This window comes from Bacteroidota bacterium (genome assembly GCA_038746285.1).
In the GTDB taxonomy this organism is placed as follows: Bacteria; Bacteroidota; Rhodothermia; order Rhodothermales; family JANQRZ01; genus JANQRZ01.
This window is the reverse complement of the sequence record JBCDKT010000074.1, coordinates 1-14906: the sequence shown is the minus strand read 5'-3', so window position 1 is coordinate 14906 and position 14906 is coordinate 1. Positions and strand designations below refer to the sequence as shown.

Sequence of the window (14906 nt, the reverse complement as noted above, 5' to 3'; positions counted from 1 at the left end):
GCGGGCCACGAGCGGCTGCGGAACTGACCGGCTGCGTCGCGCTGCATCGCCGAACCTCACGGTTCGCCTGGTGGGGTCGCTTCGCTCCCCGATGCTTTGCATTCACGCTCCTTGCCGGACCAGTTCCTCACTCGCTCTCGCTACACACGCTGAAAACCCGAACAGCTTCTCAGCGGCGCACACGGTGTCCTCTTCCGGCGCACAGGTGGTATGCTTCCAGCCCGTCCTCACCCCTCTTCCGATGGCCGGCCCCGACGCGCCCACTGCTTTTCTCCGGGCCGTCAGCTTCGAGACGCGACCGCAGGCGGCATCGTGGTGGCACTCGTGGTCGGGGGGATGGTGCTCACCGTCAGGCTGGCCGGGGCCGGCGAGGCGCAGCGCCTGCTCGGAGCTGACCTGCCCACGGCCCGGCTCCTCTGCTCCACGGTGATGACGGTCGGCGCGACGACGCTCGCGCTCCTCAGCCTCTCGACCGGCGACGACCACTCGCTCGGGAGCCTGAGCTAGCAAGGCGGCGCGTTGAGCCGTGTGGTGGCGGCGCTTCTGGGAACAGTGCGGCAGAGGGTTTACCGTGCCCGGACAAGGACGCCCCGCTTGTACGCCTGAGTGCACCCGTCCTCAATTGTGCTCTCGAAACCGCCTCTTAGGTACTCTGGAAGCCGATTCATGGCGGGGATGCAGTACCCAGGGTGGGACTCGAACCCACACAACCTTGCGGCCAACGGAGTTTGAGTCCGTCGCGTCTACCAATTCCGCCACCTGGGCAGGGGCGCGAAATATACGATCCCCCGGCCGGGCAGCACGGGCCGCCGCCACAGGCTCGGAGCCCACGCCGTAGTTTGAACTAACCTGTTACTACAACTTTCATAAATTTCTGAAACCAGCACCCGGCCGCTCCGTTTAGAGCAGCCCTCTAACGCGTCCTTACCCCCGCGCCGCGCATGGCTCGTCTCGCCTCCGTCCCACACCCCGCAGCCGCCGACGCGCGGACCCGGCTCGCGGAGGCCGTCGCAGCCCGTCTAGCCCAGAGCCAACCGGACGACGAGGACCGGGTAGAGCAGGTCGAAGTCGCCGTGGAGCCTTGCGACGCGCTGGGCTGGCTTGCAGCGCAGCCCCACGCGCCGAAGAGCTACTGGCGAAGCCGCGAGGACGGGGTGACCGTCGCGGGTGTGGGCGCGGCCGACCGGATCGGCGGGTCGATGGAGTCGGCGCTGGAGGCGCTCCAGCCCAAGCTCGGCGGGCTGCCTCCGTCGGTGCGCTACGTTGGGGGTCTGCGCTTCGACCCAGCGCGGGCGGCGGATCCGGAGTGGAAAGCGTTCGACGCGGCGCGGTTCGTCCTGCCCCGCGTTCAACTGACGGTCGCGGCAGACCGGGCGACGCTGGCGGCGCACCTCGTGCTGCCGCGCGACGCGCAGCGCTCGGGCCGGGTGATGGAGGAGATGGGGGCGCTCGAAGCGCCGGACGGCACCCGGCGCGACACGCTCCCCGCTCCAACGACCCGCACCGACGCGCCCGGCGAAACCGGGTGGCAGCAGGGCATAGCGTCGGTGTTGAAGGCCATCGACGACGAGGCGCTGGAGAAGGCGGTCCTCGCCCGGCGGGTGACGCTGGACTTCGAAGCCCCGCTCGACCCGCTCGTGCTCGCGCACCGGCTCTTCGCTGCGGCCCCGGCGTGTACGCACCTGCTCGTGCAGACCCGGCGCGGGCCGGCGTTCGTCGGGGCCTCGCCGGAGCGGCTGTTCCGGCGCAGCGGGGACCGGCTCTGGAGCGAGGCCGTGGCCGGGACGCGTCCGCGCAGCCCGTCGGCAGCGGCCGACCGGTCGCTGCGCGACGAACTGCTCCGAAGCGACAAGGACCAGCGCGAGCATGGGACGGTGCGCGACTACCTCCGCGCCGTGCTCGGCCCGTTCTGCACCTCGCTCGACCTCGACCCGGAGGCCTCCGAGATGCGGCTCGCGCGCGGGCGTCACCTCTACTCCGGCCTGCGCGCCAGGCTCCGGCCCGGCACGCGCTCGCTCGACCTCCTGCGTGCGCTCCACCCGACGCCGGCCGTCGGCGGCACCCCGACCGATGACGCGCTCCGCCTGATCCGGGCGCTGGAGCCGTTCGACCGGGGTTGGTACGCCGGGGCCGTCGGGTGGATTGGGCGCGACGAGGCTGAGTTCGCCGTCGGCATCCGGTCGGGACTCGTGGAGCCGGGCGAGGGCGGGGCGCGGCTGTCGCTCTATGCCGGGGCCGGCATCGTGCAGGGCTCCGACCCCGAGGCGGAGTGGGCCGAGGTCGAGGGCAAGCTGTCGCCGTTCCTCCACCTCTTCGCCCCGTCGCGATGACCGAGACGCCGATCCTGAACCGGCGCTGGGCCGACGCGCTCGTGGACGAGCTTGTCCGCGCCGGGGTCGGGCTGTTCGGCCTCGCCCCCGGCTCGCGCTCGACGCCGCTCGCGCTCGCCGTTGTCGCCTCGGGCGCGTCGCCTATCATCCACTTCGACGAGCGAGGCCTTGCGTTCTACGCCCTCGGCTGGGCGCGCGCCACGGGCCGCCCGGCCGCCGTCATCACGACGAGCGGTACGGCGGTCGCCAACCTCCTGCCCGCTGTCGTCGAGGCGTCGGTGGACACGGTGCCGCTCCTCATCCTCAGCGCCGACCGGCCGCCGGAGCTGCGCGAGACCGGAGCCAATCAGACGATCCGCCAGCCAGGAATCTTCGGCGACTACCCGCGCTGGTCCTTCGACCTCCCGGCGCCGACGCCTGCCATCGACCCGGCGTTTGTGCGGACGACGGCGGACCAGGCCGTGCACCGAGCGGTCGGTCGCCCGGCGGGGCCGGTCCACCTGAACTGCCCGTTCCGCGAGCCGCTCGCGGGCGACGCGCCGGCAGCGCCTTCGGCCAACGGCGAAGCGCGCTCGGCCCCGGCGACGCGGTACGCCGAGGCGGCACGGCTCGACCCGTCAGCGCTCACGAGCCTGGCAGACCGACTGCGGCAAGCAAAGCGCGGCCTCGTCGTGGCAGGGCGGTTGCGGACTCGAAGGGAAGGGGCGATGGCCGGTCTCCTTGCCGAGGCGCTCGGCTGGCCCCTCCTTGCCGACATAGCCTCGCAGGCTCGTCTCGGCGTCACGTCGATGATGTCGTGCGACGGGTTCGATCATGTGCTCGGCAGCGAGAGCTTCGCCACAGCGCACGCCCCGGATGCCGTCGTCTACCTCGGCAGCCGTGCTACCTCAAAACGGCTCGGGCAGTACCTCGCGCGGCACCGCCCCCCCACGTTCGTCGTTGTCCGCGACGACCCCTTTCGGTTTGACCCTCACCACCTCGTCACCCACCGCCTAGCAGCCGACGTATCTGAGTTCTGCAACGTGTTCGAAGACGGTACGAGCGCAGCGGACCCGGCATGGTTTGACGCATGGCGTACCGCGTCCGATGCCGCACTCGGAGTAATCGCAGAGCAGCTCGAGACGTCCATGGCGCTGTCAGAACCAGTCACAGCCCGGCTCGCTGTCGGCCACGCCGCGCATTCGAAGCACGGTCTTGTTCTCGCGGCGAGCATGCCTGTCCGTGACGCGGACAGCTTCGCGAGTCCCTGCGATGACGATCCGCCGCTCGTCGTCACGAATCGAGGGGCGAGCGGGATCGACGGGACCGTTGCGACGGCCGCCGGGGTGGCACGCGGTCTACGGGCTCCCGTCACCCTGCTCATCGGCGACCTGGCCCTCCTGCACGACCTGAACTCGCTCGCCCTCCTCAGCGACGGCCCGCCGGTCACGGTCGTCGCGGTCAACAACGACGGCGGAGGCATCTTCCACTTCCTCCCGGTTGCCGGGCAGACCGGCGCGTTCGAGCCGCTCTTCGGGACCCCGCACGGGCTCGGCTTCGAGCACGCCGCACGGATGTTTGGGCTGGGCTACCACCAGCCTAGCTCGCCCGTCGCCTTCGAGGCTGCGCTCGCCGAGCCCGGTCCGAAGCTCGTCGAGGTGCGGACCGAGCGCGCCGCGAACAAGGCGCTCCACGACGACCTCCTCGCCCGCGTCGCGGCGGCGGTGGAGGATACCATGACACGCTCAACTTGAGGTTTTCCGATGACGCTTCCTCACTCGATCACCGGTCCGGCCGGCGCGCCCGTCGTGCTCTTCCTGCACGGCTTCATGGGCAACGGCAGGGACTGGAGCGCGGTCGTGGACCGGCTCGCGGGCGACGTCCGCTGCCTTACGGTGGACCTGCCCGGGCACGGCGGGGCCGTCGGGCTGACGGAGGCGGCGTACACGTTCCCGGAGACGGCGGCGGCGCTCGCCGGCACGCTCGACGCGCTCGGCATCGGCCGGTGCCGCGTGGTGGGCTACTCGCTGGGCGGGCGGCTCGCGCTCTACTTCGCGCTGCGCCACCCCGGGCGCTGCACCCGCCTCGTGCTGGAGTCCGCCTCGCCGGGCCTGCGCACCCCGGCCGAGCGCGCCGAGCGGCGGCGGATCGACGCGTGGCGCGCCGAGACCCTGGCCGGCGACTTCGAGGGCTTCCTCGACCGGTGGTCCCGGATGCCGATCTTCCGGTCGCTCGGGGACGACGCGCGGGCGGCGTTCGTCGCCGCACGGCTCGGCAACGACCCGGCCGAACTGGCGCGCTCGCTTCGGGGCAGCGGGACCGGGCAGCAGCCCTCGCTGTGGGAGGCGCTCGGCGACCTCACGGTCCCCACCCTCGCCGTCGCCGGGGCCGCCGACCCCAAGTTCGCCGACCTCGCCTTTGCGATGTCCGTCGCTGGACCGACGGTCATTCCGATGCTAGTTTCCGCCGGCCACACGGTCCACGCCGAGCAGCCGCGCCTCTTCGCCGCCCTCGTCCGCGACTTCCTCCGCGACCCCGTCTCTGACCTTCACCCCGTCCTCGCTTAAATGTCCAAACCGCACCACAACACCGACCGCCCGACCGTCTCCGGCCCCTTCACCTGGGACGCCGCCGACGGCTACGCCGATGTCGTCTACGAGAAAGGCAGCGCCGGGACCGACACCGCCGGCATCGCCCGGATCACGATCGACCGGCCCGAGGTCCGCAACGCGTTCCGCCCGCAGACCGTGACCGAGATGATCCGCGCCATCGACGACGCGCGCGACGACCCGTCGGTCGGCGTGATCGTGCTGACGGGGGCGGGCGACCAGGCGTTCTGCTCCGGCGGCGACCAGCGCATCCGCGGCGAGCACGGGTACAAGGAGGCTGGCAGCGGGACGCAGCGGCTCAACGTGCTCGACTTCCAGACGCGGATTCGGAAGTGCCCGAAGCCGGTCATCGCGGCCGTCAACGGCTGGGCCGTCGGCGGCGGGCACGTCCTCCACGTCGTCTGCGACCTCTCGATTGCGAGCGACAACGCCCGGTTTATGCAGACCGGCCCGAAGGTCGGGAGCTTCGACGCGGGCTACGGGACGGCCCACCTCGCGCGGATCGTCGGGCAGAAGAAGGCGCGCGAGATCTGGTTCCTCTGCCGCCCGTACAGCGCGCAGGAGGCGCTCGACATGGGCCTCGTCAACACGGTCGTTCCACTGGAGAAGCTGGAGCACGAATACGTGCAGTGGAGCCGGGAGATACTCGCCAACTCGAACATCGCCATCCGCATGATCAAGGCCGCCGCGAACGCTGACGAGGACGGCGGTGCGGGCCTGCAAGAGTTGGCCGGCCACGCGACGATGCTGTTCTACATGACCCAGGAAGGGCAAGAGGGCCGCAACGCCTACCTCGACCGGCGGGCACCCGAGTTCGACAAGGACGGGTACAAGCCGTGAGTGTGGGAGGGTGAGCGTATGGAGGTGTGGGAGGACGAACCGCTACCGCCCGTAACCGGCACGTTCCGAACGTCGTGGCGCGGCGCGTACGCTGAATGGCTCGGACCGTTCGTGATTGGCTTAGCCATCGCTTCGGCGCTGGTCCTGTTCGACGGAGGCTCTACGAAGACCATGCTAGGCGTCACTGGATTCATGGCTGTCGCGGGGGCTGTGTTCATCGCCGTGCGCTACCGGCTGCTCGGCGTGCGCTCGGTTGAGGTCACGCCGGAGGCCGTCGTCGTCGAGCGGTTCGGACGCTCCGCCATCCGCATCGGGCGGGACGAACTGACCGAGGCGTGGATCGACGCGAAATGGCGGATCGCAGGCGGCGGGCAGCGCGTCACGGTCCGCGAGTACGGCTTCGCCGACGACGAGTGGCTCGACCTCTCGTTCGCGCTCCGCGCGTGGCAGGACGCCGGGCCGGTCGAGACGCTGCCGGGGGTGCTGGCTGGTCCAGCAGAAATCAGCGAGGCTCCCGAGGTTGTCGTGTACGAGCCGAAGCACAACCCGGCGCTGTGGTGGTGGGGACCGGCGTTTTATGCATTGCTCGCCACCGTCCCGCTGCTTGCCATGCTCGTGTCCTTGCTGGTCAATCGGGACTTGAACTGGTGGGAGCATCCTCTTCTCTTTGTCTCAGCGTTCTGCCTTCTCGTTGGAGGCGGCTTCTTCACCCTCTTCTTGTTTGGTTTGCCCCGCATCGTACGTCGAGCGACCTTCCTGCCTGAGCACCTCGTCGTCGAGCGGTATGTCGGCGAGCCACGCATCGTCCCCTACGGCGCCATCCTCGACCTCCACCGCAACCACCTCGTCACGGAGCAAGGTCGCTTTATGTTTGGCGAGCGCAACGCCGGGGCCTTCCACCGCCTCCTCGATCCGCATCTGGAAGACGGCCAGGTAAGCGGAGAAGCAGACCTGCGTAACTATCTAGAGGCGCGGAATGCGTTATATGGTTTGGGGGCTGGTTTCGTGCTCGGCTTCCTCGCGGCGTCTGTGTGGCCCGGCGGACTGGGGTGGTTCTGGCTATGCTTCTTCGGCAGCTTCGGGGCAGCCTGGCTGATCGCTCGCATCCAGACCCGGCGCGAGTTGAACCGAATCGCCGACTTATGACAACCTCTCCCACACCCCCACCCGCCCTCTCGCCCGTCCGCACATGGCTCCTCGCGGCGCGGCCGAAGACGCTGCCCGCCGCTGCGGCTCCGGTCGTCGTTGGGACGGCGATGGCGGTCGAGGCCGGGGCGTTCCACCTCGCCGCGGCGGTCTGCGCACTCCTCGGAGCGCTCTTCATTCAGATCGGCACCAACTACGCGAACGACTACCACGACTTCGTCCAGGGCGCGGACACGGCCGACCGGAAGGGGCCAGTGCGGGTGACGCAGGCCGGTCTCGCCTCGCCCGCCGCGACCAAGCGGGCGGCCCTCCTGGCGTTCGTACTCGCGGTCGCGGCCGGGACCTACCTGATGATCCGGGGCGGCTGGCCGATTGTCACGATTGGCGTGCTCTCGCTCGTCTGCGGCTGGCTCTACACGGCGGGGCGCTACTCGCTGGCCTACCTCGGGATCGCCGACCTCTTCGTGCTCGCGTTCTTCGGTCCGGTGGCCGTGGCGGGAACGTACTACGTCCAGGCCGTCGGCGATGCGGCGGCGCTCGGGCTGCTGCCGGTCGTGGTCGCGGCGGGCCTCGGGCCGGGGCTGTTGGCGACGGCGATCCTGCTCGTCAACAACATCCGCGACGTGGACGAGGACCGCGCAGCGGACAAGCGGACGCTCATCGTCCGCCTCGGTCGGGAGGTTGGGGTACGGCTCTACGCGCTGTGTGTCGCGGCGGCGGCGCTCGTGCCGGTGGCGCTGTGGCTCTGGACGCGGGAGCACGCGCTGTCGATGCTCGCGGCCACCGTGCTCCCGCTCGCTCTGCCTGCCGTTCGGCAGCTCCGCGAGGAGCGCGACGCGGTGCGGCTCAACCCGCTCCTCGGGGCGACCGCTCGCCTGCTGCTCATCTGGAGCGTGCTGTTCTCGGTGGGCTGGGTGCTGTCGTGAACAGGGCGCAGTATGCTGCGCCCCTACGCTTTTTCCACTGCTTTCCTCGTTTTCGATGCGCCTTTCGCTCCGCCGCTACCGCCTGCCGCTGACAGCCCCGCTCGTGCTGAAGAGCACGGAGCACGCCGAGCGCGAGGGGGTACTCATTCGGCTAGACGATGGTGAGGGGCATGTCGGGTGGGGCGATGTCGCGCCGCTGCCGGGGTTCAGCCCCGAGACGCTGGACGATGCCCTCGCGGACGTACGCCGGGCGACGGGCCTGTTGGCCGAGCACGGGCCGGGACCGGACTGGCTCGATCCCGAGGGTAGGTTTCACCGCGCCCTCGACGCGCTCGGCCTCAGCCCGTCGGCGCGGTTCGGGCTCGACCTCGCGGCGTTCGACCTCGCGGCGAAGCGGGCCGGCCGGACGCTCGCCCAGGCGATGCACCCCGATCCCGAGGTGACGGTGCCCATCAACGCGCTTCTCGTCGGCGAGCCGGACGCGGTGCTGAGCGACGCCGAGCGGCTGGTCGCGGCGGGCTACGGAACGCTCAAGCTGAAAGTCGGGCGCGGCGCCCTGGACCGGGAGATCGCGCTCGTCCGGGCCCTCAGCGAGCGGTACCCCAGCGTTGCCCTCCGGCTCGACGCCAACCAGGCGTGGGTGATGGACGAAGCCGTCCGCTTCGCCGAGGGCATCGCAGACTGCCCGCTCGACTACATCGAGGAGCCCCTCGCCGACCCGGCCGACCTGCCGGTCCTGTGGCACGACACCGGCCTGCCCGTCGCGCTCGACGAATCGCTCGCGGGCACCGACCCGGGGGACCTCCAGGGCAAGGGCTGGGCGACGGCAGCGGTGCTCAAGCCGACGCTGCTCGGCGGCGTGGCACGCGTGCTCCGGTTCGGCGCGGCAGCGCGGGCGCTCGGCATCCGGCCCGTCCTGAGCGGCATGTTCGAGAGCGGCGTAGCGGTGCGGGGGCACGTCGCCCTCGCCGCGGCCACCGGCGGTGCGCCCGCCGGCCTAGACCCCTACAGCCGGCTCGCCGCCGACGTACTCCGGCCCCGCCTCGCGCTCGGCCGGCCGACCCTCGACGTGCCGTCGTTCTTCCGCGCGGAGCACACCGTGGAGATTGGCGAATGACCTCAGCCGCGCTCCCCGACCCGGTTTGGGCGGCCGCTCGGACGCGCCCCGACGCCCCAGCCGTCATCACACTGGAGAAGGCACTCACGTATGCGGAGCTAGACCGGCGCATCGAAGAGACCGTGCAATGGCTCCGCGACCCGGGCTTCCGCGGGTTTCGTGACCGGTTCGCGCTCTACCGTCCGGCCGACGCGGACTCGATCGTTTTCCTTCTCGCCGCCTTCCGCACCGGACGCGTCGTGTGCCCGATCAGCACGCGGCTGCCGCCTGCCGCCGTCCCGGACCTGCTCAAGCAGGTGGGCGTGCAGGCACTCGTCGCAGCGCCGGACGCCGCGTGGGACGGCCTCACCGTCCTCGATCCTGCTGACGCCGACCGTCCGCTGTCCCGGTCGGCACCGAAGGCGCCGCAGCGAGACGCGCCGTGGAAACTCACCGATCCGGCGACGCTCGTCTTCACCTCGGGGAGCACCGGCACGCCGAAGGTCGCGCTCCACACGCTCGGTGCCCACGTTGCGAGCGCGGAAGGGTCAGTGGCGTTCTTCGGCCTCGGGCCAGGCGACCGGTGGCTGCTAAACCTACCGCTCTACCACGTCGGCGGGCTCGCCGTGCTCGTGCGCTGCGTGCTCGCCGGGGCGGCGGTCGTGCTCCCGGAGGCTAGGACCTCCGTCGAGGAGACGGTGCGGGCCCACGGCGTTACCCACCTCTCGCTGGTCGCCACGCAACTGCTCCGCGTACTCCAGGGCAACGATCCGGAGGCACTCGCGGGTACGAACGCTGTCCTCCTCGGCGGCAGCGCGGTTCCGCCCGGCCTGCTCGCCGAAGCGCACGCGCTCGGTCTGCCGGTCCACGCGTCGTACGGCCTGACCGAGATGGCCTCGACTGTCACTGCCACGCCGCCCGGCGCGTCGCTCGGCGCGCTCGGCACGTCGGGCGTCGTGCTCCCAAACCGCGAGGTACAGATCGCTGACGACGGCGAGATTCTCGTGCGCGGCGCGACACTCTTCACGGGCTACGTCGAAGCCGAGGCAACGCACCGACCAGCGCGCGCGGGCTGGTTTCAGACGGGCGACCTCGGAAGGTGGACCGAGGTCGACGGGCAGCGGATGCTGCAGGTGGTCGGGCGGAAGGACCACCTGTTCATCTCGGGCGGCGAGAACGTGCAGCCCGAGGAGATCGAGGCGGCGCTCGGGCAGATCGAGGGGGTGCGGCGGGCCGTCGTCGTGCCGGCCGCCGACGCCGAGTTCGGGCAGCGGCCCGTCGCGTTCGTCGACGCCGAGCGGTGGACCCCTGAGGCGTGGCGCGACGGGCTCGCCGGCACCCTGGCCCGGTTCAAGATTCCCGACGCGTTCCACCCGTGGCCGGACGAGGCCGAGACAGGCATGAAGGTCAACAGAACAGCCATGCGCGAGCGGGCTGCGCGACTTCAGTCTCTGCCGAGCGACCACGACCGGTAGCTCTCGGTCACGGTCATCGTCCCGTCAGGGAAGCGGACTACCTGGTCGCGGCGCACCGGCAGCCCGGTCGCGGCGTCGAGCCAGAGCGTTGCTGTGCCCGCTTCGGTGCCGCTGACGCGGAGGTCAAAGCGGAGTCCCTGCACGGCTCGCCCGTCAATGGTGCGGCGGGTACCCCACGCGGCACCGTGCACGATCACCCACTGGGCGACCCCGCCCTCGGCGCGGTCCGGCGGCTGGGCCGCAGTGAGGCGGGCGAGGTTGTGGAGCAGCCCCATCCGCGTAAAGCCTAGGGCGAGCGCCTCGCGTAGCGCTGGAGGCCGCTCCGTCTCCGCGACGAGCGAATCGCCGCGCGAGAGGCGCATCGCGTCGTTTCCCGCGCGCAGCCGGACGCGCGCTTCGTCGCCTTCGAACGTGCCGAGCGCGAACAGGTGCGTCTGCGGGGCCGGGTAGAAGTCCTCCACATCGAGCCACAGCCCGCCTTTCAGGTCGGTCTCGGACATACCGGTCGCGGTAATGTGAAAGAAGCTGAGGCTGACGGACTCTGCGCCGAGCAGCCGGGCTTCGAGGGCCGGAAGTACGTCTGCTGCATCTGCCGGAAGCGGCGAGCGCGTGGCTGCACAGCCCGAGAGAAGGAGGAGGGAGAGAAGCGCGACGGCCCTCATGCCTCCTGCTTCGCGTAGGCGTCGAGGAAGCGGATCGAAGCCTCGATGCCCTGGTGGAAGCGGTCGAGGCCGAAGCGCTCGTTGGGGCTGTGGATCGAGTCGGAGTCAAGGCCGAAGCCCATCAGCACGGTGTCGAGGCCGAGGATCTTCTTGAAGTCGGCGACGACGGGGATCGACCCGCCCTCGCGCGTGAAGTGGGGCCGCTGCCCGAAGACGCCCTCGAGCGCCGCCGCGGCGGCCTGCATCGCCGGGGCCGAGGTGTCGACGATCGCGCCGTGCCCGCCGTGGAGGTCGCGGAAGTCGAGCGTCATCGTCTCCGGGACGTGGGCCTCGAAGTGGCGGCGGAGCTTCTCCGTGATCTCGTCCGGGTCCTGGTCCGGGACGAGGCGGCACGAGATCTTGGCCGTCGCCTTCGACGGGAGGACCGTCTTCGCGCCTTTGCCGGTGTAGCCGCCCCAGATGCCGTTCACGTCGAGCGTCGGGCGGCCGGAGGTGCCTTCGAGCGCGGTGTAGCCGGCCTCGCTCTTGGTCGCCTTGACGCCGGCCTCGGCCATCCACGCCTCCAGGTCGAACGGCAGCGCCTTGTAGGCCTCGCGCTCCTCGGCGCTCAGGTCGCGGACGTTGTCGTAGAACCCCTCGACGGTGACGCGGTGGTCGCCGTCGTGGAGGTCGGCGATCATGCGGGCAAGGGCGTTGACCGGGTTCTCGACGCCGCCGCCGTAGACGCCGGAGTGGAGGTCTTTGCTCGGGCCGGTGAGTTCGACCTCGACGTAGGCCAGCCCGCGCAGGCCGTAGGCGATCGACGGCACGCCGGGCGCGAAGAGCGACGTGTCGGAGACGAGCACCACGTCGGCCGCGAGGAGGTCCTGGTGCTGCTCGATGAACGGCGCGAGGTGGACCGACCCGCTCTCCTCCTCGCCCTCGATCATCATCTTGAGGTTCACCGGCAGGTCGGTCCCGCTCTGGAGGTAGGCCTCGACCGACTTGACGTGCATGAACGCCTGCCCCTTGTCGTCGGCCGAGCCGCGCGCGACGAGGTCGCCGTCTTTGACGACCGGCTCGAACGGGGGCGAGTGCCACAGGTCGAGCGGGTCCGGCGGCTGCACGTCGTAGTGCCCGTAGACCAGGACCGTCGGCGCGCTGTCCGAGACGTGGTGCTCGGCGTAGACAATCGGGTGCCCGGGGCTCGCCGGCGAGCCCGTCTCCATCACCTCGACTTTCTGCATCCCGATGCGCTTGAGGTCGCCGGCGAGCCAGTCGGCGGCGCGGCGCGTCTCGGCGTTGTAGGCGGGGTCGGTGGAGATCGAGGGGATGCGGAGCCAGTCGGTGAGTTGGTCGACGAACGTGTCGGCGTGGTCCTGGGCGTAGGCGAGGGCGGCGTTCATGGGGCTATGGGCTTTTTGCTGGTCGCTGTTGGCTGGAAGACGCAGAGCTAATAGCCAACCGCTACGGGCCAGCAGCCTTCCTCGCCACCAAAATAAGCCGGGGCGAGGCCTCGGAGTACGGGCCTCCGGCGTAGTCGCCGAACGTGGCCGCGAGGTCCAGCCCGGCGGCGGCGTACATCCGGCGGAAGTCGGCGGCACCGAGGAGGCGAACGGACTCGGCGAAGGTGTGGGTGTTGCCGCTCCGGTGGAGGGTGATCTCCTTGTTGACGCGCGGCCCGCCTGGTCCGGCCTCGATCCGGCGGCGCTGCACGATGCGCACCGGTTGCCCGTCCGGCCCCTCGACCGTCCGCTCGTCTTCGGCGACGAGGTGCGCGGCGAGGTAGGGCGCGCTCAGGAAGTCCTGCACGAACCAGCCGCCCGGCCGGAGCGCCCGCGCCACGCCGTCGATGACCCGCTGGTGGTCGGACTCGGCGTCGAAATAGCCGAACGAGGTAAACAGGTTGACCGCCCCGTCGAAGGCGGCCTCGAACGGGAGCGCGCGCATGTCGGCCTGCTGGAAGGTGACCGACAGCCCTTCGCGCGCGGCGCGGCGGCGGGCCGAGCGGAGCGCGTTCTCGGAGAGGTCCACGCCGGTCACGTCGTAGCCCCGCGCGGCGAGGATGCGCGAGTGCCGCCCCCGCCCGCAGGCCACGTCGAGCACGCGCGCGCCGGGTGTGGGCTGGGCGGTCCGCTCGATCAGGTCCGCGAGGCGGCGCGCTTCGGAGAGGTCGCGCTGGTCGTAGACCAGTTCGTAGGCGTCGGAGTCGAACCAGTCCTCGTACCAGGCCATGCCGAGCGTCGGGTTGCGAATGGCGAGGGACGAGTGAGGGTCTCGCGTGTTGTCAGCCTGCCACCGGGTCGGCGAGGAACGGGGCGAGGACGTCGTCCACGGCATGCGTTCGGTCGAACCAGGCGAGCACGCGGTCGATCACGCCGTCGAGGAGCGCGTCCGGGCACGAGGCCCCGGCGGTGAGCAGGATGTCGACGGGGCGCTCGGCGGCGAGGTCCCACGGGAACCAGCCGTCGGTCTCGACCTCGGCGTGGGCGTGGAGGTCGAAGTGGCGGATGCGGTCGCGCTCGACGCCCTCGGGGCCCTCGACGAAGAACGCGGGCATGTGCTCCTCGCACAGCTCGACGAGGTGGCTCGTGTTGGACGAGTTGTAGCCGCCGACGACGACGGCGAGGTCGGCCCCGGACTCGATCAGGGTGTAGGTCGCGTCCTGGTTCTCCTTCGTCGCGTAGCAGAGCGTGTCCGAGGTGTCGGCGAAGTGGTCGCCCACGGCCTCCTCGCCGTAGCGGTCGACGATCGCGACGCGGAGGAGGTCGGCGATGGCCTGGGTCTCGGTGGCGAGCATCGTGGTCTGGTTGACCACACCGATGCGGACGAGGTCGCGCTCGGGGTCGAAGCCCTCGGAGTAGCGGTCGGCGAAGCGCTCGAAGAAGAACGCCGCGTCCTGCTCGCCCCGGACGACAGCGGCGAGGTCCTCGGCCTCGTCCAGGTCGCGCACGACGACGACCGGGGCCTCGGCCTTGGCGTGCGAGATCGTGGCGCGCGTCTCCTCGTGGTAGCGCTTGCCGTGGACGACGATCGCGTACTCCTTGCGGGCGATCTGGTCGCTCCGCTTCCAGACCTTCTTGACGAACGGGCAGGTGGTGTTGTAGGCCTCGGTCGAGACGCCCTGTGCCTGGAGGTCGGCCTCGATCTCGCGCGTCGTCCCGAAGGCGGGGATGATGACGAGGTCGTCCGGCCCGAGCGAGTCGAACGGGATGAGCTGCTCGCCGGAGGTGGTGCGGAGGAAGCGGATGCCGCGCCCGAGCAGGTCCTCGTTGACGTGCGGGTTGTGGATCATCTCGGAGAGCAGGAAGATGCGCCCGGCGGCGGCCTTGTCGGGGTGCTCGTCGAGGGCGCGGTAGGCGATCTCGATGGCGTTCTCGACGCCGTAGCAGAACCCGAAGTGGCGGGCGATCTTGAAGCGCACCGGCCCGAAGTCGAGCACGCTCGGGGCGAGGTCGCGCTTGCGGGGGTCGGCCTCGCGGCGGGCGGTCTTGACCGTCGAGATGATGGGGCTCTTGTAAAAGTCGGGGACTTCGAACTGGCGCATGAGGGCGGCTCCGGTCGGGCAGAACGGCCATGATACGTGGCGGCCGGCCGCCGGTTCGTGAAAGAGGCGTGACCCGCCGGAACAGCTCTCGGCGCGGCGCAGCTTCCGGCGGGCGTCTACCTCGCCCGGGCGACGAGCGGCCTAGCCCGTCAGGTGCAGCCGCTGACTGTTTTCCGCTAGAGCCTGTTAGCAACTTGACCTCCTCAGACAGCGCAGAAACGCCGTTCTGATGTCACAAGCCCCGAAACCGAGTCATTCCCGACCCAGATCGGGAATCCATGCAGCGTCGGCACGCGGTGCCATCGTGGCGTGGATTC

General features: G+C 70.6%; 13 protein-coding genes and 1 tRNA gene. 9 read left to right on the top strand and 5 right to left on the bottom strand.

Features of this window, described 5'->3' with window-relative positions; translation table 11 throughout:
• Nucleotides 1–315: 315 nt before the first annotated feature.
• Complete coding sequence (locus tag AAGI91_16435; GenBank protein MEM1044197.1) at nt 316–507, top strand: hypothetical protein; 192 nt, start codon at nt 316–318, stop codon at nt 505–507.
• Nucleotides 508–681: 174 nt separating this feature from the next.
• On the opposite strand, the gene AAGI91_16430 is transcribed toward AAGI91_16435, so the two are convergent.
• Nucleotides 682–765, bottom strand: a tRNA-Leu gene (locus AAGI91_16430).
• A gap of 176 nt (nt 766–941) precedes the next feature.
• Between AAGI91_16430 and AAGI91_16425 the strand changes: the two genes are divergently transcribed.
• From AAGI91_16425 to menE, 8 genes are all read left to right on the top strand, one after another.
• Nucleotides 942–2330: an isochorismate synthase gene (locus AAGI91_16425; protein ID MEM1044196.1), complete on the top strand. Its 1389-nt coding sequence runs from the start codon at nt 942–944 to the stop codon at nt 2328–2330.
• A complete protein-coding gene (gene menD / locus AAGI91_16420; GenBank protein MEM1044195.1) occupies nt 2327–4063 on the top strand; it encodes a 2-succinyl-5-enolpyruvyl-6-hydroxy-3-cyclohexene-1-carboxylic-acid synthase in 1737 nt (578 codons plus the stop codon). Before AAGI91_16425 ends, menD begins: the two co-directional genes overlap by 4 nt.
• 9 nt (nt 4064–4072) lie before the next feature.
• Nucleotides 4073–4876, top strand: coding sequence for a 2-succinyl-6-hydroxy-2,4-cyclohexadiene-1-carboxylate synthase (menH, locus tag AAGI91_16415; GenBank protein ID MEM1044194.1), 804 nt, complete (start codon nt 4073–4075; stop codon nt 4874–4876).
• Nucleotides 4877–5758, top strand: coding sequence for a 1,4-dihydroxy-2-naphthoyl-CoA synthase (gene menB, locus AAGI91_16410; protein ID MEM1044193.1), 882 nt, complete (start codon nt 4877–4879; stop codon nt 5756–5758).
• A gap of 171 nt (nt 5759–5929) precedes the next feature.
• Nucleotides 5930–6904, top strand: coding sequence for a hypothetical protein (locus tag AAGI91_16405; protein MEM1044192.1), 975 nt, complete (start codon nt 5930–5932; stop codon nt 6902–6904).
• Nucleotides 6901–7830 (top strand): 1,4-dihydroxy-2-naphthoate polyprenyltransferase, encoded by a 930-nt coding sequence (locus AAGI91_16400; GenBank protein ID MEM1044191.1) that lies wholly within the window; start codon nt 6901–6903, stop codon nt 7828–7830. Before AAGI91_16405 ends, AAGI91_16400 begins: the two co-directional genes overlap by 4 nt.
• A gap of 55 nt (nt 7831–7885) precedes the next feature.
• Entirely contained in the window at nt 7886–8947 is a 1062-nt protein-coding gene (gene menC, locus AAGI91_16395) for an o-succinylbenzoate synthase (GenBank protein MEM1044190.1), read from the top strand.
• Complete coding sequence (gene menE, locus AAGI91_16390) at nt 8944–10401, top strand: o-succinylbenzoate--CoA ligase (protein MEM1044189.1); 1458 nt, start codon at nt 8944–8946, stop codon at nt 10399–10401. The genes menC and menE overlap by 4 nt, the downstream gene beginning before the upstream one ends.
• Here menE and AAGI91_16385 read toward each other — a convergent pair.
• From AAGI91_16385 to AAGI91_16370, 4 genes are all read right to left on the bottom strand, one after another.
• On the bottom strand, nt 10371–10901 hold the full coding sequence (locus tag AAGI91_16385) for a hypothetical protein (GenBank protein ID MEM1044188.1): 531 nt from the start codon (nt 10899–10901) through the stop codon (nt 10371–10373). The two genes, menE and AAGI91_16385, sit on opposite strands and share 31 nt — an antisense overlap.
• A gap of 158 nt (nt 10902–11059) precedes the next feature.
• On the bottom strand, nt 11060–12448 hold the full coding sequence (locus AAGI91_16380; GenBank protein MEM1044187.1) for a dipeptidase: 1389 nt from the start codon (nt 12446–12448) through the stop codon (nt 11060–11062).
• Between the two features lie 61 nt (nt 12449–12509).
• The gene (locus tag AAGI91_16375) at nt 12510–13277 is read right to left on the bottom strand and encodes a class I SAM-dependent methyltransferase (GenBank protein ID MEM1044186.1); all 768 of its coding nucleotides are present in this window, start codon (nt 13275–13277) and stop codon (nt 12510–12512) included.
• A 52-nt stretch (nt 13278–13329) separates the two neighbouring features.
• Entirely contained in the window at nt 13330–14589 is a 1260-nt protein-coding gene (locus AAGI91_16370) for a 4-hydroxy-3-methylbut-2-enyl diphosphate reductase (protein MEM1044185.1), read from the bottom strand.
• Nucleotides 14590–14906: the final 317 nt, after the last annotated feature.